The organism is Sporosarcina ureae, assembly GCF_002101375.1.
Lineage (GTDB): Bacteria > Bacillota > Bacilli > Bacillales_A > Planococcaceae > Sporosarcina > Sporosarcina ureae_B.
Map to the genome: position 1 here is coordinate 136,121 of NZ_CP015207.1, position 21,539 is coordinate 157,659.

Here is a 21,539-nt window from a genome sequence, read left to right on the forward strand (position 1 = left end):
TTAATAGTAAATAACTTACTAGTTAGAAAGTGAGGAGAGAGAGTCAAAGAATCAATAGGTACTTCAATTAAATGGTGAATTCTTTATGAGATGATCTCTGATAAAAGGGGGGCGATTTAATAAAAGAATTAATCTACCGCTCCAATCAGCATAAATTGTAAGCGATTTCAAAATTAAGGGAAACAGGAATTAGTCTCTAAACAAATCCATAAAACCACTTAAGAAACAGAAAGCACTTTTTAGTAACTGAAAATTTCATGAAAAAAGGGAGATGGGGAATATGAAAAAAATCAAAATGATGATCCTACTACTAGCTGCATCTGTGTTAGTACTTGCTGCTTGTGGTAATGAAGACGAAAAGACGTCAGAAAGTACTGGCGATCAAGGCTATAAACTAGTCAATGAAGGAAAATTCACATTTGCTGCAAGTGGAGTGTACAAACCGTTTAGTTTTGAAGAAGACGGTAAACTTACAGGCTTTGATATAGAAATTGGAAATGCGCTTGCAGAGAAAATGGGACTTGAAGCGAATCCAGTGACCAATCCATTTGAAACGATTTTACAAGGATTAGTTGGGAATAAGTTTGACGCAATTATTGGTTCTATGGCTTATACAAAAGAACGGGCAAAGCAAGCGGATTTCACTGAGCCTTATTATTATTCAGGAGGGATGATTTTCGTTGCCAAGGATAACGACGAAATTACATCTCCCGAAGACTTAGATGGAAAGAAAATTGGAGTAGTAGCCCAGTCCACATATGAAGAGCCAGCTAAAGAATTATCGGATGATATCCAGTATTACAGCAGTGATGTAGTCGCATTAAAAGATTTAACAGTGAAAGGTCGCTTAGATGCAGTCATTACAGCGGACATCGTTGGGTATGAAGCGATCGACAATGGATTTGAAGTCAAAGAGGTCGACAAGCCGATGTGGGTAGAACAACCTTCCATCGCTGTGAATAAAGAAAATCCAGAATTAACAAAAGCGCTGGATCAAGCATTACAAGAAATGATCGACGATGGGACGTATGAGAAAATCTCAGATAAATGGTTCGGTCGCAACTTACTTGATATTGATTTAGAAGGCGTGGAATTATTGGAATAAAACAAATCTCCACTTATTTTTTAGAAAGTTGGTGTGCCGGTGCCTGAGTTTTTACTAACATTTTATGATGTGTTCCAAAATACGTACAAAGGATTTTTACAAGCAGGTCTACTAACAATCGAAATCACGGCCATTGCAATCGTAATCGGAACGGTGTTAGGTGTCATTTTCGCACTGATGAAGATTTCAAACTCAAAAGTATTGCAGATGATTGCCAATATTTATATTACGCTAATTCGAGGAACGCCGTTAATTGTTCAGATTATGTTTCTATACTTCGGTATCACGTCGATCATCGTGTTAGATAACTTCTGGGCAGGTGCTATTGCATTAGGAGTCCACAACGGTGCATACATTGCGGAAATTTTCCGTGGATCTATTCAAGGAATTGACAAAGGACAACGTGAGGCAAGTCTTGCACTGGGTATGAATAGTTCATTGACGATGAGAAGAATCGTATTCCCGCAAGCTTTACGCCGTGCGATTCCACCGCTCGGCAATCAATTTATCATCACATTGAAAGATTCATCTTTAGTCTATGTGATTGGTGTATCTGAATTATTTGGTTTGGCCAATCGAGTGGCTGCGTCTAATTTCAAGCAATTTGAAACGTTTCTCGTAGTCGGTCTTTATTATCTACTTCTCGTTCTGATTTTCAGCGCTCTATTAAAATGGTATGAGAACAAATTGGATGTGGATAAATAATGGGGGCGAATACGATGATTAAAGCAGAAAATATTCATAAGTCATTTGGAGAGTTAAAAGTGTTAAAAGGGATCGATATGGAAGTGCGCCGTGGAGAAGTAGTCGTTCTCATAGGAGTCAGTGGATCAGGAAAAAGTACCTTTTTACGGTGTTTAAACTTTTTGGAATTGGCGAATGAAGGCGTAATTACAATTGATGGAAAGCAAGTTAATCAGAAGAAAGATAACTTAGCCAAGATCCGAGCGGAAGTGGGAATGGTATTTCAACACTTTAATTTATTCCCACACAAAACCGTATTGGAGAATGTAATGGAAGCGCCTTTGATGGTCAAAAAAATGGACAAAGTACAAGTGAAGAAAATGGCACATGAAATATTAAAAAAGGTAGGGCTATCCGAAAAAGCCGATGTCTATCCGAATAAATTATCTGGTGGTCAAAAACAACGTGTGGCGATCGCTCGAGCGCTTGCTATGGAACCGAAAGTACTGTTATTCGACGAACCGACTTCTGCTTTAGACCCCGAACTTGTCGGGGAAGTGTTGCAAGTCATGCAAAACTTAGCGGAGGAAGGAATGACGATGATCGTCGTTACACACGAAATGAAGTTCGCGAAAAACGTTGCAGACCGAGTGATTATGCTAGACGAAGGAGTCATCATCGAGGATTCCGATCCCGATACGTTTTTTAATCGCTCGACAAATGAACGGACACTGCAATTTCTAGAAATGGTAGACGTGTAAGAACAGTTAAAAATCTTAATTCTGAGTTCACAAGAGGTACTAGGTCCCCGAACATGTTTGAAGTGTTCAACGTCCTGGTGCCTCTTTTTTAGATTCGATAGCTTTTCTGCTCTCGTCAAGTTTGTACGTATGAGATTTCCCGGGAAACGTGGAAACTTTCAAAATACGTATACAACCTACTAGTCGGCTAACTGATCATAGGAAGGATACCGATTTCCAACCGAAGTATAGGTGTTTATTTTTCCTAGTTGTGGTCATACTGTCAGTAGATAATGGAAAGCACTTTGTCGAGGAGGAATTTTGTGGACAAGAAACAACATAAACAGAAGAAAGCTCAAATGGAAGAGCGCGAAACACTTACGACACGCCAAGGGCACCCTGTGCATGATAATCAAAATATCAAGACCATTGGCGACCGTGGCCCTGCTACGCTTGAGAATTATCACTACATTGAAAAAATCTCTCATTTTGATCGTGAGGAAATACCTGAACGAGTGGTCCACGCACGAGGATCGGGTGCGTTTGGTTATTTTGAAACATACGGGAAAGTTGGTAATGAGCCAGTTGAAAAGTACACGCGTGCCAAAGTCTTTTCGGGTGCTGGAAAAAGAACACCTCTTGTCGTGCGTTTTTCTACTGTAGCAGGAGGTAAAGATTCGCCTGAAACTGCACGAGATCCTAGAGGATTTGCGGTTAAGATGTATACAGAAGATGGCAACTGGGATTTAGTGGGGAATAATTTGAAAATATTTTTCATTCGAGATGCGATGAAGTTTCCAGATATGATTCATGCATTTAAAGCCGATCCTGCTTCCAATATTCCGCATCCACAACGCATGTTTGATTTTGTCTCCCGATCGCCAGAATCCATTCATATGATTACGTTTTTGTTCTCGCCATGGGGAATTCCTGCAACGTATCGTCACATGCAAGGCTCTGGTGTGAATACATACAAGTGGGTCAACGACAAGGGAGAATCGGTTTTAGTAAAGTATCATTGGGAGCCGAAGCAAGGCATACGTAATTTAACTCAAGAAGATGCTGATGCCATTCAGGCAAAAAATGTTGCACATGCGACGCAAGATTTATCTGAAGCTATCGAACGTAGAGAATATCCTGAGTGGGAGCTATTTGTGCAAATTATGGAAGACGGATACCATCCAGAATTGGATTTTGATCCGCTTGATAATACAAAGCTTTGGCCGGAAGAACAGTTTCCTTGGCTAGCTGTGGGTAAGATGGTATTGGATCGTAACCCTGAGGATTTCCATATGGACATTGAACAAGCGGCTTTCGGAACTGGCGTACTCGTAGATGGAATGGATTTTTCCGATGACAAAATGCTTCAAGGCCGTACATTCTCATATTCTGATACGCAACGTTACCGTATCGGCACGAATTATCTCCAGTTACCTGTAAATGCACCAAAAAAAGAAGTGCGGACAAATCAGCAACGTGGTCAAATGGATCATCGCGATGCCTGCGAGTCAGGAGAAAATCCACATATCAATTATGAACCATCCATGCTCGGTGGATTTCAGGAAGCAAAAAGGGAAAACTGGCTTCCACATAGACCTACGTACAATGCAGCAGCGATGAGCGCGCCGATTGACCGACCGAATAATTATGGACAGGCAGGCGAGACGTTCCGCCAGTTTGAGAAGTGGGAACGAGAGGAATTAATCAAAAACCTTTCAGAAGCGCTAGCAGTATGTGATGTACGCATACAAAAAGCAATGATCGAACACTTTACGCTAGCGGATTTTGAATACGGGCGTCTTGTACAAGCGGGTATTGAACAGAAAATGAAAGCACTAATAGGAGTGGCGGCAGAACCTAATGTCCCGGGTCGTGAAGCAGGTCAATCGAAATTCGGACAAGGTACGCCTGACTCTAAACAGGCTGTGAAAGATGCGGTGGAAAAAGGTCGTGAAGCAGAGCCTTATTGATGAAAAGGTAAAGTCCTTTTATTCAAATCAAAATGTATTGTGAATGAAGACTGAATAGCATCTGTATAGGAAGCGAATGAGGTTATGTAAGCACCTACATTTATGTCTTATATAGATGTTTTTTCAATTTCATTTTTTATTTTGACGAGTTTATGCAGATTTCAATAAATAAAATAACAGAGTAGTTAGAAAGTTTGATAGAGAAATGATATACTTTATTTTAAGAAGTGTCTAGAAGAGATTGCGCCACATGATCAACTTGTGCAAGAGATGAAAGAGGAAGTAGGTTAGAATACTAGTTTTCATGATCAAAACATCAGTGACAACCCGCTAAAAAGATTGGGAGGTGAAGTTGTGAATAAGTCCTTTTGGATTCCGTTACTAGTTTCATTTGGAACGATGATATTCCTATATGTAATAGGCTTTATAGCGAATATAGATATTCTTAAATTCACTATTTCACTTTCGCATACTGAAATTTCACTAGTACCGATTGGCGTTGGCATAGTAATGGGGTTTGTTAGTGAACGTATTATCAAATCGAAATCACATACCAATTAGTCTTATAATTTAGCCTCGAACGTAGAGTAGTAGTTAATTATTGAAATATGTAGTGGCTACCCGTTGTACAAGAAACGAAGTAAGGGAAATAATATAATGTGTAAAAAAGGGAGCACAGTGCATGAATAATTCTCACGTAGATGAAATCAATAGTCTTTACCGAAGACTAATAGACGCATGGAACAATCGTGATGCAAAAGGAATGGCTGAACTATTTACAGAACAAGGAACTCAAATTGGTTTTGATGGCAGTAAAATGGTTGGACGACAGGAAATTTTATCGCATCTCGCATCTATCTTTGAAAATCATGCCACTGCACCTTTTGTAACTAAAGTGAAAGAAGTTCGTGCAATAGGAACTGATACCGCAATAGTACAAGCGATTGCTGGGATGATTCCACCAGGGAAAACAGATATTGAGCCCACAGTAAACGCCCTTCAAACTCTCGTCACAGTTAACAAAGACGGCAATTGGAAAGTTGAGCTTTTCCAAAATACTCCTGCTCAATTTCATGGGAGACCGGAACTAGTTGAGCAAATGACAGATGAGTTAAGGCAATTAATTAAATAACGATAGTGTCATAACCGCATCATGTAATTTGGCCATGAAGTGGAGAAACTTCACTTCGCCCTAAACATATAAAAGCTTTCTCGTAAAATAAAGGAACCGGAGATTTACATTTCCTATTCTCGGTTCCACTGATGGCTAATCATTATTTTTCTCTACATATTCTTCGAGCGCGAGCAGGTTTTTGTCCCAGTATCGTTCAAAGAAACTAAGCCAGTCCTTTAGTTCAATCAGTGGTTCGGAATCAAGCATATAGCGGGTTTCACGTCCGACTTTCTGACGTTTGACAAGGCCCGCATTGAAAAGAATATGAAGATGCTTATTTATTGCCGTACGGCTTATCGGGTAGAACTCTACAATATCAGTGATGGATAATTCTTTTTCGGCAAGCAATTTTAACAGACTACGACGAGTTGGATCAGAAATCGCTTGGAATACATCTGGCTTAGATGGATTCACCACATTTAAGCCTTTAGAATAGCCGGAAGTTTCTCTTTTACGATACGTTCCCAACCACTCTCCATAAATCCACGAACGACTGTGTGAGGTTGTTCAAATTCAGTTACTTTATTTGCATCCCAGCCAGAATGAGTTAATGTAAGCTCTGTTTCCTCATCGCTTAATTTTTTCAATTCAATTAAAATATGCCAATCTTTACCCCAATTAAAGCCTAAACGGATAGGTGGTTGAAGTTCAGTTACTTTACAAGGAGAGTCTCCAAATTGCTCTGTATGAAGTACAAATTCATGTCCTATAATTGGTTTAAGTGAATTGGGCATCCACCACGCTACCATGCCCTCTGATGTAGAAACAGCCTCCCATACTTTTTCTAGCGGCGCATTAAGTACAACGGTTTTACGGATTTCTTCTAATTTCTCTTGTGAATTCATCATACATACCTCCGATTCATTTAACACTTTAAGGTGTCATGTATTATTATAACACCTAAAAGTGTTAGGTAAACTGTTTTTCATCGAACTAAATTAGGTTTTGATTATAATTAAATAATAAGCCACCAGTAAGCGTCTACTAGAAGGTGATTGACCGAAAAAGGCGAATGAGTAAAGAAAGGAGGCGAGTAGTCATGCAAAATGGACAAGCTCAACCGAACAAGAATGCTGGGAAGAAAGAGTATATTGAAACACCTGTTAAAACGATTTTTAATAAATTTGCCAACCAAAAAGACGTGTCCTTCATATACGGGGAACCGATCGAACTTGGTTTGCAAAAGGTAGTCCCTGTGGCGAAAGTTAAATATGCAGTAGGTGGGGGTGGTGACGGTAGTGGAGGGGAAGGTGGAGGCGGTGCTTTTACTATTAAACCCATTGGCGTATATGTCATCACACCAGACCATGTGAAGTTTGAGTCTACTCTGGATAGGAAGAAATTAACCGCGTTAACTGTGGTTGTTGGTGGCGTTCTAGGATTATGGGCGCTTTGCAAGGGAAAATGAACGATGTTCGAAAAACTTAGAGCTTTTCAATTCATTACAGAAAGCTACTTTATGAAATCAGAACTTTTAGAGCGTATCTTCTAGGTAACTTACTAACCTAGAAGACACGCTCTTTTTATTCCACACCATATTAACTTTGGAAAGAGGAGCTGTCTCATTTCAGGCTTGTACTTTTCCACGAACAGCAAAATCTAACGCTTTTTCCACAAATTAAATCTCTTGCGCTTCTTCACTTTCCTTTTTTCAATCGGAACGCTCGGTTTAGGAGCCGGGTTGTATGATTCTACATAGAGACCTGAATAGGATTTATACCATTTGAAAAGATGCTCGACAATTACTTTGATGACAGCATACGCCGGAATCCCTAAAATGACACCTGGCACACCGAATAATTTTCCGGCCGTCAGCAACACGATAATAATCGTCACAGGATGTATTTTCAAATTACTACCCAAAATCAATGGTTGGATCAGTCTGCCTTCAAGTGCTTGTTCCACTGCGAACACAATAATGACTTTAACTAACATGAAAGGTGAAGAAACTAACGCGATGATGACAATCGGAATAATCGCAAGGAATGACCCTAAATAAGGAACCAAGTTGAGTACACCTGCTAATATGGCGAGTAAAACGGCATATTCCAGTCCTGCAATCGCCAACCCAATCCAGAACATCAATCCTACAAAAAATGCGACTAATAATTGTCCACGGATATATTGGCTAATTTGCATATTGATTTCTTTCAATACTTTATACGTGTTGGCGCGCATCTTCGTCGGTAGAAGTTTCATTGTATGATACGGTAAATCACGGCCGTCTTTCAATAAAAAGAATAAAAGAACTGGCATAGTCAGCAACGCGATGACTACATTGGTAACCGTTCCGAGTACGCTACCAATCCCTGAGAAAGCAGAGTCTATGAAGCCATTCGTTTGCTCTGTTATCGACTTGATGATACTTTGATCCATATCGTCCAACTTTCCTTGCAGTTGAGAAAATATAGTACTACTCAACAAGCTATCAAATTGCGCTAATAATCTCGTCCAATATCCTGGCCAGTTTTGAATAAGGCTTGTAGCTTGTTCGCGTATAATCGGAATCAGTATGATAATACCCCACGCGACTAAACCACTAATGACCACGAAGACGAGTGCAATCCCCCAAACACGCTTGATCTTCTTTCTTTCCATCATATCGATTAATGGATTTAATAAGTAAAAGAGAATCCCTGCCATGATGATAGGTAAGGCCACTACGCCGAGAAACTCTTTAACGAAATGAAACATATACATAACTTTTGAAAAAACTAGGAAGTTCAATAAAATTAATAGTGAAATCAATAAGATAGCGACTACTTTATTATCCAAAAACCAGTTTCGGAACCAGGTAGTCATCGTTCGGATCTTATCATTTTCCATATCCTGCACCTCTTCTCTAGATATAAACGATTCTTTACAGTCTCATGCAGGTGAATAAGAGAAATCAAGTCACCACGGATTTGTATCCATAGCTCATGTCTTTTGATGTTCTAATAATGAAAGAATATCAACTTTTCTCACGGTATCTACCTCCAGTAGAAGCTATCTCGTGCTGTAATGTAAGTGTATCATTATCACTAGAACTAGGTAAATTTTTTCGTAATGAAATCACAAAATTATGGATGGTATCAATTCGCTTTCTATAATTAAATCGATAGCTCTATAGTTAATAAAAATGGTAAACTAAGGAGAGTATACTGTACCTAAAATTGATAGAAAACTATACCGGAAAAATGAACTGGGAAGGTGATTCCGATGAAATCAAAGCCGATTTATGTAGAGATTCCCATACATGCTCCGCTACAGCGAGTGTGGGATGCTTCCCAAGATCCAGAGTTACATGCGCAATGGGACGTGCGCTTTTCTTCTATTTACTATGTACCTAAGGAAGAAGACCAACCGCAACGGTTTACCTATACACGAACGGTGGGTCCGTTCATCACAGTAGAAGGATGGGGTGAGAGTAGTGGAACCGCTCATTTGGACAGCGGGTCGCGCAGTTCTTCGTTACACTTCGGCACGAATCAAAAAATCTCACCGATACGTGAAGGACGCGGTTATTGGAAGTACGAGCCAATGGAAGAGGGAACGAAATTTTTGACGCAATATGATTATCAAACGAATTTTGGCAAAGTGGGACAACTAATGGATACGGTGTTTCGACCGTTAATGGGCTATGCGACTGCAGTAAGTTTTGATGTGCTGAAACGATGGCTCGAGCGGGGAGAAACTCCAATTTCGCAATATCGACGCTATTTCACGATGCAACTTCTGACAGTATTCTTTGCTTTCCTATGGATATATCAAGGGCTTGTTCCTAAACTCCTTGCGATGCATCCGCAGGAAAAAGCGATGGTGGCGAGCGGTCTGTCGCTTTCGGATGCATTAGCTACAAATGCTGTGTATGTGATCGGCTTGGCTGAAGTAGTATTCGGTGTGGTTTGGTTGCTTTATCGCAATAAACGGCATCTTTTGTTGTTGCAGCTACTCGCTTTTCCATTATTGACTATTGCAGCCTTCATAGCTGCTCCAGAAACTGCTGTTCATCCATTTAATCCGATTACGTTCAATGTAGCGTTAATCGTGCTGACAAGTATTGGTTTTCTTCTGAGTAAGGATGTGCCGACAGCGGCGTCTTGTAAAAGAAAGAGGTGACATGTACCGTGTCTATTTATAAGAAAGTATTGGCAGCAGATTTTTCTCGCCTTCATCCAATGCTTCAAAAAAGATATGCCTTTGAAGAATCGGTATTTCGGGCATCAGGAACGATGAATCGCATAACAGGTGGTCCGAAATGGCTGTTCCCACTTTTCTTATGGGGCGCGAGACGAAAGTTTGTTTTTCCGGAAAGTGGCACGGCTATTTCGTTTACGATTGTTAATTCATCGTTTGTCTCTTTAGCAGGCAATGAAGAAATTCATTGGGAACGCAAATTTAGTTTTCCTAACAAGACACGCTATTTCAATGCTTTAATGAGTTTGGATGAAAAACAAATGGTCGTGAAAGATTATCTTGGTGAACCGCCGTTATTTTATTCTGATTTAGGATTTACTGTCGAGGATGGTGGCGCATTAAAAATTGAATCATTGGATCAACGGTTGGTACTCGGCAAGATCGAGATTTCATTGCCGAAGTTTCTGCAAGGGTTGGCGACGGTTGTAGAGTCGTATGATGAACGGAGTGAAGTTTTTCGAATTACTGTCGATGTAAAGAACCCGTTAATAGGGACAGTATGTTCATACGAAGGAGAGTTTACCGAAGATGCGTAAATTTGTCGTGCTCCATGTGTTGTTGTTTCTACTGGCTATTGCTTTTAGTGATTCTCCGTGGCCGTATAGTATATTGATGGTTGCGCAACTTGTGTATATCCCTGTTTTGTTACGACTCCTCTGTACGGAGCGTGATTGGTTTTGGAAGTACTATCCGTATGTCGCAATACCTGCTTACACCGCAGTAGTACTTGAACAGGTAGTTTCTACTAAATGGGATGGGTGGATTGCTTCATTCTATTTATTGTTTACGTTATATGTAGCTCTCTACGGAGTGGTTCGGTTTCTGCGTCGCGGCTTTACGAATATAGAAGAGTTTGCGATGGATCTAGGACTTGTCTACTTAGCTATGGGGGGCGGCTGGTATTTCGCTTTTGTAGCAGGGCTGGATCTTGGATTTAGTCCGTTGCTTACATGGTTGACTGCTATCCATTTTCATTATTCAGCTTTCATTTTACCCGTTTTCGTCGGATGGATCGGGCGTCTACATAGTTCGCGTGTGTATCAATGGGCCATAGTTGCATTGCTTGCGGCACCGATGATCGTGGCGGTGGGTATTACATTTTCACGATGGATTGAAATATTTTCTGTCTTGCTGTATATGTATGGTTTTGCGGTGATCATTCGAATCGTTTGGCAACTTCCTTTTGCATGTCGTTTGCAGAAGTGGCTACTACGATTGGCGTTTAGTGCATTAGCTGTGACGATTTCGTTTTCCATGCTGTATGTACTGAGTACTGGTTTTGAAATCTTTTCCGTAACGATTGATTTCATGCTTCGTTTTCATGGTGTGTTAAATTGTATCATCTTTGCTTTATTCGGCATCATCGGCTGGTCACTTCACTTACCACCAGCGCGTTTTATACCGCCGACGTTTCCGGTCAGCCAAATTCGCGGAAGACAAGTTGCGGATGAAATCGGTCAGATCGGTCGGCATCGCGGGTTGTCCGATGATGTAACCGTTTACGGACTATCTCCTGCAACGGTTTCTCCAGTAATTATACGCTTCTATGAACAGACGACAGACTTCAAGCTGTATGCTTCCATTCGCTGGCATCATTGGTTTAAGCCGTTTGCCTTTATGTATTCATTCCTCAGTAAACGTATACAACAAATTAATTTGCCGCTGCATTCTGAAGAAGTCGAAATGACGGGTGCTATTTATACGGTGGACGAAAGTCTGGATGGTCGGAAGCAAGTGCGTGTATGGGAACGGAAAGTTGGTGAGCAAACGATTTTCACTGCTTTTTATTCGCAACATACAACCAATGAGCAGACGTATATGAATATTGCGCTACCATTGCCTTATTCTACAATGACGGGAATTTTAGAGTTGCATGCTGTCAATGGCGGGTTACAATTGACCAGCAAACGGAGGAAAACCGCTTCAGACGCAGGAGTGTATTTTTCTTTTAATAGTAAAGGGTTATGTAGATTACCATTGGAAGAAACGTTCTTCATTGAGGAAATGGAAAACGGTACATTAAAAGCTACCCATCAAATGTGGATTTTCTCACTTCCTTTTTTGACGATTGATTATTCTATTGTGGAGCAATGATTTCTCGATACTTTATGGCACGTAATGAACCTATTTTCTTCAGGTAGGATATCCGTTGAATGCTTATGAATGACTACATGAAACGATCAACTTTGCGACGCAACAACTAGAAGAGGTTACGACAACCAAAAACTTGGATGACGTGTCTTCCGTTGTGATTACGACACTCTTTTGAAGAATGATTGAATGGAATGAAGAGGTAAGCGTCTCGAGTATACATGGACTTTCGGGTCCCGCTTTGCTAAGCTTCCGCGGTCTGTTGGAAGCTTACTTGGCTTTTACTTCAATAATTCTTTTATAGTTTCCAATCTAAGCAATCCAGTTCCGCCCAATACAAATCCATATTTCATCCTACCTCACTCCTCGTACATAAACCTCTTTACTTTCTACCCAGTTGTAATAAAAGAATCCTTGGTACTGAATAGGAGAAAATGAAAAAAATGTTCTCTAATTCATTCATAGTTCATATCTTCTTGATTTAATGACAAAAGCTTATATGCAATGGATCACGTTTTCGTTCACTTCACTCTTTAAAAAAGCTCATCATGCTGAAGATACAGTGATCCAAAATGAGATCGTTTGCGTTAGCTATAAAATGATAATGAACTAGATGAGGAGGGGACACAATGAAAAAAGGTACATACAATCGTTTTTGGAGATGGCACTTTTTTGGTGCTTTGTTCATGGCTCCACTTCTGATTACACTCACGTTGAGCGGAATTGGGTACTTGTTTTACAATGATGTCGAAAAGGTTGCGTACAAGGATCTTTTCTTTGGGAACAGTGAAGAAACGTCCCAACTAACGATTGACGAAGGAATTTCTCTCGTGAAGCATGAGAATGAGGGATTTGAAGTTTCGAAGATTATGATTATGGACGAGCCGTATAACACGAGACTCACTCTAAAGTCCGATTCAGGCGAAGAGAAATACGTATTTTTAGATGAGCATAACGAAATAGTTGGCTCTCAAAATCCAAAGTATACGTACGCTAATATTATGAGAAATATTCATAGTTCGCTCTTTGTTGGCGGAACTGTCGTCAATTACTTAGTGGAATTAGCTGCATGCTGGGCAATCTTTTTATTGTTTTCCGGACTATATATGACATTCAAAAGTCGTGCGCTAAAGAAACCGAAGAAATCAACACGTCGACTCCAATTTAAACGGATTCATGCTTTAATTGGAACCATCATCACTATTCCCATGATCATTCTTATTTTCACGGGGCTTCCTTGGTCCGCATTCATGGGGAATTTCATCTATACTGCCTCTCAAGAACATCCTTCTATTGGAACGCCGTTGCTACAACAACAGCCACCTACTTCCGATATGAGTGAGATTCCTTGGGCAACTCGTAAAGAAGAAGCCCCTACATCCGAAAAACCAGACCCACACGCGAATCATGGTGGAAATGAGGACATGCCAGGAATGGATATGGTCCATAATGGGATTGCTGTTGAAGAATTGATGGAAAAAGTACAAGGTGAAAAGATTTCAAAACCGTATTCGATCGTCTATCCGTTTTCTGAAGATGGTGTGTTTACAGTATCGAAAGGAAGTAACACCGGTGTAACAGGGTTAGATGTAAATCCTGCTGAAGAAATGACTTCATATTTTGATCAATACAGCGGCAATTTGATTTCCAAAGTAGGCTACGGGGAGTACGGCATCTTAGCGAAATGGTTCACATGGGGAATTCCGTTGCACGAGGGTCATCTGTTTGGCTTACCAAATAAAATTATTAATTTAATCGTGTGTCTGGCATTTTTATTCCTAATTTTCTACGGGTTCAGGATGTGGTTGTTACGCAAGAGAAAAGGAAATATGTCGGCACCGCCTAAGACGACGAGTAAAATTTCGATAGGGTTTATTGTGTTGATGGTATTTTTAGGTGTCATCATGCCACTGTTCGGGATTTCATTGTTGGTCGTACTTGCGATTGAAGGGATTTTGTATTTGGTTCGTCGTGCGAAAGATGCTACGCGGACTGAGTAATAGTGAAAATAGAAGAAGCTACCTAGAAAGTCAGTGCGTTGACATTAGGTAGCTTTTTTATAAAATCTGTTTTATCACAGTCCCAGAACTGCTCATTTTTTTACCAGTCCACTAACTTTTATGAAACATGTACAATTTATTTTTACCTCCTGCCGTATGCTGATATAAATACAGCTACTAACAAAAAATGAAAAAATTTAAAAAATAATATACTCTATTCTAGGGAGTGTGAGGATACCCATGAACAAACGGGCGATGAAACGGATCTATCTACAGAACCTGGTAGATTTGAAAATTGATTTCTTTTTATGAGTAATAGTTGCGTTCAAATCTCTTCCATCAAGACCCAAGTCGCGCATACATCCTAGCCGAAGAAGAAGGAGAAAACCGAACTTGATACTCTTCACTCAATTCTTTCCGCACTTCTAACGTCAACCGTTCGCCCGTTTCATTATGTTCATCTTCCATTTGAATTCCATTAGGGTACAACGCGTCTTGCTCCCAATGAATCCATTTGCCGTATTCTTGCATCCAGTTATTAAGTTTCACTTTCAATTCTTCTGAAATAGGAACGTCTTCCATATTAAAGTTACTGTAGCATTCATCACACCAGATGGCCTCTGCACCGACGTCGCCTTCTACCTTCACATTAAATGATTTGTTCTCTTCACAACAACATGACATCATCTTCATAACCTCCTACATATCTCTTGGTTTTCCTCTATCATATTGAAGAAATACCTAAGGATTTTACCCCAAGTAGAATCTCTAAATCATTTAGATATTAGTGTAGCACTATCACAAGAACTTGGTAAATATCTCTAGCTAATTAAAAATCTAAATATATTCATGCTAGTAGACCACTCATTCATACTAATGATTCCAGTGAACTTCCCTAAGTCACTTGGAACGCAGCAAAACGGTCTAAAACCCCTTTCCATTTCATTGAGGCTATACCGGTTTTCCTCCTCGAACACCTTTCCAGTCGCACCCCCAATACAATCAATGCTATAATAAACCCATTCTATATTATCACAACCTGTGCAAAGATTGATGGAGGGAACCTGACATGAAAACTGAAGCGAAACTACAAAAAGAAGCAATGAAAGTCCTAAAAGAGACAAGCCGTACATTCTACATACCAATCAAACTACTCGAACCAAACATTAGGGAAGCCGTTGCGTCTGCGTACTTGTGTATGCGTGCAATCGATGAAATTGAAGACCATGAACAACTGGACGTACAGATTGTCATCGACTTACTGAACAAAGTAAGCGATATACTAGACCGCACGATCGCAACAGGCGAATCGATGGCGTCTGCACTGGACGAGTTATTCGCACCACACCGCGATCAGTTGCCTGAAGTGACATTGCGTTTAGCTGACTGGGTAGAGTTTTGTCCAGAAACGGCGCGTAATAAAGTGCTCGAATCGACTGCGATTATGGGTCGTGGCATGGCAAAGTGGGCAGGTAAGGACTGGGTGATTGAGACGCGTGAAGATCTCGATGATTATACGTACTATGTCGCTGGATTAGTTGGCGTGATGCTTACAGATATTTGGCGCTGGTATGATGGCACCGAGACGGATCGTGACTTAGCTATTGGCTTTGGTCGTGGGTTGCAATCTGTTAATATTCTTCGCAACTACAAAGAAGATGCGGTGCGTGATGTGAACTTCTTCCCGAATGACTGGAAGTTGCCGGAAATGTTTGCGTATGCTGAAGAGAATTTGGCGCTCGCTGATGCGTATATTGAAGACATCCATACAAAGACGATTTTGAACTTCTGTAATATTCCATTGGCACTTGCGCATAGTACGCTTGACGCACTGAAAGAAGGACGCGAGAAGATGTCGCGAATCGAAGTCGTAGCGGTCGTCAACAAGGCGATTCAAAAGTAACGTTTATTAATCGAATGAATGGAGGATTGTGATGCTCGATTTACTGATCATTATGTTTGAACGGGTCGGCATGATTGTGGCGGTCGCTTTCCTTCTTACTCGTTATCGATTTTTCCAACATATGATCCATCAAGATGTATTGGATCGTCGGCAAGAGCTGACGGCGATACTCTTTTTTGGATTGTTTGGGATTTTCGGAACGTATTTCGGCGTGGCGCTAGATATGCAGACGTTTCACTTTGAAAATATGTCTTGGCAACTCGCTACAGATGAGGCGATTGCGAATTCTCGTGTAATCGGGGTAGTCGTCGCAGGTTTGCTTGGTGGATATCGACTTGGGATCGGTGCTGGACTCATCGCTGGGATTCACCGAATGTCTTTAGGTGGATTCACGGCTATTTCATGCGGAATATCGACTATTATTTCAGGTATTCTTGCGGGTTACTTCTATAAGAAAGGCAAGCGTATTCGTCCGCTTTTGGCATTCACGATTGGAGCAGCTGCGGAAGCGTTACAAATGTTGCTCATTGTCGTGATGGCACAGCCCTTTGAGAAAGCGTTTGCATTGGTTCAGACGATTGGCGTGCCGATGATTCTGGCGAACGGCATGGGGACTGCGTTATTTATGCTCATTGCGTATAACGTCATTAGTGATCAGGAAAAAGTGACCGCGTTGCAAGCACAGAAAACATTGCGTATCGCAGATCAGACGCTTGGCTATTTACGGACAGGTATGCGAAAAGATACGGCCGAGGCGGTATGTAGTATTCTCCTAGATGAATTGAAGCCAGGTGCTGTCGCGATGACGAATAAAACGGATATTCTCGCGTATGTCGGATCCAAAGGTACGATTAGGCAAGGTTTGATCCAGACTGACATCACACGTCAAGTGATACGAGAAGGTCAGCTCATTGTCACTGATTCTGTCGCTCCTGATCATCCGAGTATCTCTGCATCCGAAGCCGTCGTCATTGCACCACTTAAAACACGCGGTGAAACGATTGGCACGTTGAAGTTATTTTATCCATCACGTACGGCAATTACCGATGTCACGATTGAATTAATCGCTGGACTCGCTGCACTACTTAGCAATCAACTTGAAATCGCCGAAGCAGATGATGCCTATCAACTGGCGAAAGAAGCGGAAATTCAGGCGTTGCAAGCGCAAATTAGTCCGCATTTCTTGTTCAATTCGATGAATATTATTCTTTCTTTGATACGGACGAATCCGGATGAAGCGCGTAAACTGCTGTCATCGCTGTCGTTTTTCTTACGTCAGAATCTTGAAGTTACCACTGCGAAGATGGTCACGTTACAGCAAGAACTGGCGCATGTTGAAGCATATTTGATGATAGAAGAAGCGCGTTTCATTGATAAATTGAAGATTTGTATCGACGTCGATCCGCATGTCATGCAGGAGAAGATTCCGCCATTGACGTTGCAACCGATCGTTGAAAATGCGATGACGCACGGTATTAAAGATTTGGACGCCAATGCGATGGTCCATATTTTGATACATGAACGAGACGATGCCATTCATATTATGGTACAGGATAACGGTGAGGGAATCGTTCCAGCGCGTCTCGCTATGCTTGGACAGGAACCAGTTCGGTCTGAAAAAGGTACTGGGCTCGGCCTCTATAACGTCAATCGACGCCTGAAGATGACGTTCGATAAAAATTCAGGCCTCACAATAAAAAGTACACCGAATGAAGGAACAAAGATTTCATTCCAGATTCCGAAGTCGGAGGTGAACGAATATGACGGAAACGATTCGCGTATTGGTCGTAGATGATGAAAGGTACGCGCGCGAAGAAATGATTTATTTGCTTGGACGATTTGAACGGGTGAAGGTTGTCGGAGAAGCGGATTCTGGAGAGTCGGCGATTATCAAGGCGATGCAGCTACAGCCGGATGTCGTGTTCCTCGACATCGAGATGCCGAAAGTCGATGGAATGGAAGTGGCAAAGACGTTAGGTGCACTGAAAAAAGTGCCATTGATTGTCTTCGCGACTGCTTATCCGCAATTCGCGGCAGAAGCATTTCGTGTCCATGCGATGGATTATTTACTGAAGCCGTATGATGAAGAACAACTGCGACAGACGATTGCGCGTGTAAAAGAGTTGCTGCATCGAACACAACATGAAACATCACCGAAACCGCTGGATCGTTTGCCTGTCGAAACGGAAGGCGAAATCCACTACATCCCGATTCGCGATATTCTTTATGTGCATCGAGAAGAGAAGTGGACGAAAATCGTTACGTCTACGCGTGATTACGAAACGCGCATGACATTGAAAGAACTCGAAAACAAATTGATGTATTCATCATTTTTCCGCATTCATAAAAGTATTCTCGTGAACCTCGTGCACGTCAGTAGTTTGACACCTTGGTTCAACGGAGCGTATCAGTTAGAAGTGGATCAGCGTCCAGAAAAATTGTCAGTTAGCCGAAATTATGTCAAAGAATTACGGCAGCGTCTCGAAGGATAAAAAATCTCGTAACATGTTAATCTCCCGGAGTGCATCTTACTTCGCGATTCTGACATGTTACGAGATTTTGTCATAGATCGGACATCTTTCTATTATAGTTAATGTAAGCGTTATCAACATGAAGGAGGGAAAGAAGTAATGATTACATTTCTATTTTCTATCGTATTATTAATAGTCGGATACTTTACGTATGGTAAGTACATCGTCAACATGTTCGGCGTCAAGGAAGAGCGAGCTACGCCAGCGTATACGAGCGCGGACGGAGTCGATTACGTGCCGATGAGCACGAACAAGAACTCATTGATTCAATTATTAAATATCGCAGGAGTTGGCCCGATTTTCGGCCCGATTATGGGCGCGTTATACGGCCCGGTCGCATTTATCTGGATTGTCGTCGGCGCGATTTTCGCAGGCGCTGTACACGATTATTTGACAGGCATGATCTCGATCCGAAACCGCGGAGCACACTTGCCTGAACTGGCAGGAAAATTCCTTGGCAAAGCGATGAAACATATCGTCAATGCGTTTGCGTTATTATTACTCATCCTAGTCGGTACGGTATTCGTTTCGGCACCCGCAGGATTGCTATACAACCTGATGAATGGTTGGATGGCGATGGGAATCATCGTTGCACTTATTTTCCTTTATTATATTTTGGCGACATTATTACCGATCGATAAGATCATCGGTCGTTTCTATCCACTTTTCGGCGCACTACTTGTGATCAGTGCGGTCGGTATCGGCGGCATGATGATTATCAAAGGTGTTCCAATTCCTGAATTGACATTTGCGAACTTGCATCCAGATAATATTCCGATCTTCCCGTTACTATTCTTGACGATCTCATGTGGAGCGCTTTCTGGTTTCCATGCGACACAGTCTCCGATTATTTCCCGGACAACGAAGAATGAAAGCCAAGGTCGCAAAATTTTCTACGGTATGATGATTGCTGAAGCAATTATCGCGATGATTTGGGCAGCGGCTGGTATGGCGTTGTTCAACGGTGTGACACTAAATGAATTGCTTGCAGCTGGTGGACCAGCAGTTATTGTTAGTGAAGTATCCATCACGATGCTAGGTGCTATCGGTGGAACACTTGCCGTGATTGGCGTCATCATTTTACCGATCACATCAGGCGACACAGCATTCCGTAGTGCACGCATGATTGTCGCGGACTATATCAAGTATCCACAAGCAAAAATCATGAGCCGTCTATGGATCGCGCTTCCGATGTTCGCTATCTCGATTGCACTAACTCAAGTAGATTTCAACATCTTATGGCGCTACTTCTCTTGGGCGAATCAGTCCACCGCCGTCATTGCGTTATTCGTAGGTGCCATGTATCTCTTCATTGCCGGTAAGAATTACTGGGTTGCACTCATACCTGGCACGTTCATGCTGATGGCTACGACGACGTATATACTGAATGCAGCCATTGGATTCGGTTTACCGATGAATGTCTCCTTAATCGGAGCGACTGTTATCTCGATCTTCCTAGTAGCCTTGTTCTTCAACGCTGCGGTGAAAGCTCGAACCGCACAAATCCCGCTAGAAGAAGATATTACAAACTGGGAGTCTACTCGAACGATTTAATACGCTATACACCACCTGTTGAGCTTCGGTTCAGCAGGTTTTTTCTATGGAGATGTAACAAGTTATTCCAGTTGTGATACACTAGTTATAGAGATAAAGCCGATTTACACAAATGAAGAAATAGTACATAATAAGGGGTTTATACACCATTTAAATAACTTAAGTAACTAATAGTGTAAATATACACTTTAGGTGCAAAGGAGGAATAAAGCGTTGAATAAGCAGACAGTCATGGACTTAGTGTCGCCCCGCTTGAAGTTAATTCGAACAGAAATGGATTATACGCAAGATCAAATGGCGGAGATTATAGGCATTTCAAAGAAGACGTTAGTACAGTTAGAGAAAGGTCGTCAAGAAATTGGTTGGGCTGCAGCAGTAGTAGTTTGCGCGTTATTTCGCGAAAGTGCTCTGTTGCGCTCGGTCATGGGAGACGATCCGATTGAGTTAGCTGAGATGGCTGTACATGAAGAAATTCATTCAAGAGAAACAGCAGCGAGTGCGTCTATTAATTGGTGGACGGAGATCGGACAATGGCAGCAATATAAATTGCAACAGCATACGGCGGGTGGACATTATCGTATTATAGGAGCTGATCAAAAGCGTTTATTTAGTACGGGAGACCGCGAGAAAGCTTTGGCTGAATTCAAAAAATATATGGACATATTGTAATCTTTATATGAAAATAATGCATGAAAAACAGAAAAAACCGGCTGTACTCTTTTTAGGAGTGAGCCGGTTTTTCGATGTGGAAAGAGAATTTTTGAGCCGTTATAAAAGCGCCTTTTTCATATGTGCGCTCTTCAAATTCCACATGATTTTCTTGATCTATTGTCAGTACAGTCGTGCAACGTGTGCCGTAGTCTTTTGATGCGATAAATATCGAAGACAGCAAGCTCTCGAGATCTTCACCTACGCCGGTATCAGGTAGTAGTTCAGTCGGAAATCGTTCCGCTCGTTGCATCATGCCAAATAATATATCCCGATCTATCGTCTCTACTTGTTGCAAGTACTCTGCCAACAAAGCTTTTGTTTTATCCACTTTCGGCCATGGTGTATTAAGCAAGGCGTTACTAAGTCCATGTGTGCCGTTAGGTAGTTGTTGGATGGATTGCTCGATGTTCGAGTAGTAAAACATTTCTTCAGCGGATCCTACCAGGACATTGCAACCCGCATAATCTTCTCGATGTGTATGCAGTTGTTCCATAAAATCATGTGCGGATAGATTGGATTGTAGATAGGAAGATACAATATGACCGCGTGAGAATTTGCCTGTTTGCGGTAGCGCGAAGTCGCGATAATTTGTTAATGCAGCGACTTTTCCTTGTGTATTGATGCCGAGCCATGTGCCCATTTGTTCAAGATCACGTCCTGCTAAAATGTCTGGATAATCACTCCAGAAGTTTGCTGGTGCTGTTGGACGTCCATATGCTTCATCTCGGTTCGCCATCATAACCAGTTGATACTTCGGATGGCTTTGCAATTGAAATGCCAGTAAACACATCATGTCACCCCGTTTGTATAGGTATGAAAATAGTGTATCATGTGCGATTTTATTTGGCGACTGGTTAAAAGGACTTTAATGACCGCGCAAACAAAGTGCTGTATTGT

Annotated in this window: 21 protein-coding genes; 16 read left to right on the forward strand and 5 right to left on the reverse strand. The window is 41.5% G+C overall.

Annotation, left to right across the window (positions count from 1 at the left end):
* Window positions 1-289: 289 nt before the first annotated feature.
* From SporoP8_RS00680 to SporoP8_RS00705, 6 genes are all read left to right on the forward strand, one after another.
* Window positions 290-1,105, forward strand: coding sequence for a transporter substrate-binding domain-containing protein (locus SporoP8_RS00680; protein ID WP_420066736.1), 816 nt, complete (start codon window positions 290-292; stop codon window positions 1,103-1,105).
* Window positions 1,106-1,144: 39 nt separating this feature from the next.
* The gene (locus tag SporoP8_RS00685) at window positions 1,145-1,810 is read left to right on the forward strand and encodes an amino acid ABC transporter permease (RefSeq protein WP_085130610.1); all 666 of its coding nucleotides are present in this window, start codon (window positions 1,145-1,147) and stop codon (window positions 1,808-1,810) included.
* A gap of 14 nt (window positions 1,811-1,824) precedes the next feature.
* A complete protein-coding gene (locus SporoP8_RS00690; RefSeq protein ID WP_085133513.1) occupies window positions 1,825-2,550 on the forward strand; it encodes an amino acid ABC transporter ATP-binding protein in 726 nt (241 codons plus the stop codon).
* A gap of 338 nt (window positions 2,551-2,888) precedes the next feature.
* Entirely contained in the window at window positions 2,889-4,499 is a 1,611-nt protein-coding gene (locus tag SporoP8_RS00695; RefSeq protein ID WP_157111270.1) for a catalase, read from the forward strand.
* 354 nt (window positions 4,500-4,853) lie between these two features.
* Window positions 4,854-5,060, forward strand: a complete 207-nt coding sequence (locus tag SporoP8_RS00700; RefSeq protein WP_085130614.1) for an ATPase — start codon at window positions 4,854-4,856, stop codon at window positions 5,058-5,060.
* A 121-nt stretch (window positions 5,061-5,181) separates the two neighbouring features.
* On the forward strand, window positions 5,182-5,631 hold the full coding sequence (locus SporoP8_RS00705; protein ID WP_085130616.1) for an SgcJ/EcaC family oxidoreductase: 450 nt from the start codon (window positions 5,182-5,184) through the stop codon (window positions 5,629-5,631).
* A gap of 135 nt (window positions 5,632-5,766) precedes the next feature.
* On the opposite strand, the gene SporoP8_RS00710 is transcribed toward SporoP8_RS00705, so the two are convergent.
* Both SporoP8_RS00710 and SporoP8_RS00715 read right to left on the reverse strand, forming a co-directional pair.
* Entirely contained in the window at window positions 5,767-6,090 is a 324-nt protein-coding gene (locus SporoP8_RS00710; RefSeq protein WP_085130618.1) for an ArsR/SmtB family transcription factor, read from the reverse strand.
* A gap of 2 nt (window positions 6,091-6,092) precedes the next feature.
* Window positions 6,093-6,518 (reverse strand): SRPBCC family protein, encoded by a 426-nt coding sequence (locus SporoP8_RS00715; protein WP_085130620.1) that lies wholly within the window; start codon window positions 6,516-6,518, stop codon window positions 6,093-6,095.
* A gap of 194 nt (window positions 6,519-6,712) precedes the next feature.
* Here SporoP8_RS00715 and SporoP8_RS00720 point away from each other — a divergent pair, with 194 nt between their 5' ends.
* Window positions 6,713-7,081, forward strand: a complete 369-nt coding sequence (locus tag SporoP8_RS00720) for a spore germination protein GerW family protein (protein WP_085130622.1) — start codon at window positions 6,713-6,715, stop codon at window positions 7,079-7,081.
* 191 nt (window positions 7,082-7,272) lie between these two features.
* Here the strand turns inward: SporoP8_RS00720 and SporoP8_RS00725 are convergent, their stop codons facing one another.
* Window positions 7,273-8,499 carry an AI-2E family transporter gene (locus SporoP8_RS00725; protein WP_085130624.1) on the reverse strand — a complete coding sequence of 409 codons (1,227 nt, stop codon included), beginning with the start codon at window positions 8,497-8,499 and terminating at the stop codon, window positions 7,273-7,275.
* A 375-nt stretch (window positions 8,500-8,874) separates the two neighbouring features.
* Between SporoP8_RS00725 and SporoP8_RS00730 the strand changes: the two genes are divergently transcribed.
* The 4 genes from SporoP8_RS00730 (at window position 8,875) to SporoP8_RS00745 (ending at window position 13,943) form a co-directional block, all read left to right on the forward strand.
* Complete coding sequence (locus SporoP8_RS00730; protein ID WP_085130626.1) at window positions 8,875-9,774, forward strand: DoxX-like family protein; 900 nt, start codon at window positions 8,875-8,877, stop codon at window positions 9,772-9,774.
* 8 nt (window positions 9,775-9,782) lie between these two features.
* A complete protein-coding gene (locus SporoP8_RS00735; RefSeq protein ID WP_232319173.1) occupies window positions 9,783-10,388 on the forward strand; it encodes a DUF4166 domain-containing protein in 606 nt (201 codons plus the stop codon).
* On the forward strand, window positions 10,381-11,946 hold the full coding sequence (locus tag SporoP8_RS00740; protein ID WP_085130628.1) for a YndJ family protein: 1,566 nt from the start codon (window positions 10,381-10,383) through the stop codon (window positions 11,944-11,946). Before SporoP8_RS00735 ends, SporoP8_RS00740 begins: the two co-directional genes overlap by 8 nt.
* A gap of 626 nt (window positions 11,947-12,572) precedes the next feature.
* Window positions 12,573-13,943 carry a PepSY-associated TM helix domain-containing protein gene (locus tag SporoP8_RS00745; protein WP_085130630.1) on the forward strand — a complete coding sequence of 457 codons (1,371 nt, stop codon included), beginning with the start codon at window positions 12,573-12,575 and terminating at the stop codon, window positions 13,941-13,943.
* 339 nt (window positions 13,944-14,282) lie between these two features.
* On the opposite strand, the gene SporoP8_RS00750 is transcribed toward SporoP8_RS00745, so the two are convergent.
* Window positions 14,283-14,630 (reverse strand): hypothetical protein, encoded by a 348-nt coding sequence (locus SporoP8_RS00750; protein ID WP_232319174.1) that lies wholly within the window; start codon window positions 14,628-14,630, stop codon window positions 14,283-14,285.
* 382 nt (window positions 14,631-15,012) lie between these two features.
* Here SporoP8_RS00750 and SporoP8_RS00755 point away from each other — a divergent pair, with 382 nt between their 5' ends.
* The 5 genes from SporoP8_RS00755 to SporoP8_RS00775 all read left to right on the forward strand — a co-directional run bounded on the left by SporoP8_RS00755 (window position 15,013) and on the right by SporoP8_RS00775 (window position 20,600).
* On the forward strand, window positions 15,013-15,846 hold the full coding sequence (locus tag SporoP8_RS00755; RefSeq protein ID WP_085130632.1) for a squalene/phytoene synthase family protein: 834 nt from the start codon (window positions 15,013-15,015) through the stop codon (window positions 15,844-15,846).
* 31 nt (window positions 15,847-15,877) lie between these two features.
* The gene (locus tag SporoP8_RS00760) at window positions 15,878-17,641 is read left to right on the forward strand and encodes a LytS/YhcK type 5TM receptor domain-containing protein (protein ID WP_085130634.1); all 1,764 of its coding nucleotides are present in this window, start codon (window positions 15,878-15,880) and stop codon (window positions 17,639-17,641) included.
* Complete coding sequence (locus tag SporoP8_RS00765) at window positions 17,607-18,338, forward strand: LytR/AlgR family response regulator transcription factor (protein ID WP_085130636.1); 732 nt, start codon at window positions 17,607-17,609, stop codon at window positions 18,336-18,338. The genes SporoP8_RS00760 and SporoP8_RS00765 overlap by 35 nt, the downstream gene beginning before the upstream one ends.
* A 138-nt stretch (window positions 18,339-18,476) precedes the next feature.
* A complete protein-coding gene (locus SporoP8_RS00770; RefSeq protein WP_085130638.1) occupies window positions 18,477-19,931 on the forward strand; it encodes a carbon starvation CstA family protein in 1,455 nt (484 codons plus the stop codon).
* A gap of 213 nt (window positions 19,932-20,144) precedes the next feature.
* Entirely contained in the window at window positions 20,145-20,600 is a 456-nt protein-coding gene (locus SporoP8_RS00775; protein ID WP_085130640.1) for a helix-turn-helix transcriptional regulator, read from the forward strand.
* Window positions 20,601-20,652: 52 nt separating this feature from the next.
* On the opposite strand, the gene SporoP8_RS00780 is transcribed toward SporoP8_RS00775, so the two are convergent.
* A complete protein-coding gene (locus SporoP8_RS00780; RefSeq protein ID WP_232319175.1) occupies window positions 20,653-21,435 on the reverse strand; it encodes an NRDE family protein in 783 nt (260 codons plus the stop codon).
* Between the last annotated feature and the right edge of the window lie 104 nt (window positions 21,436-21,539).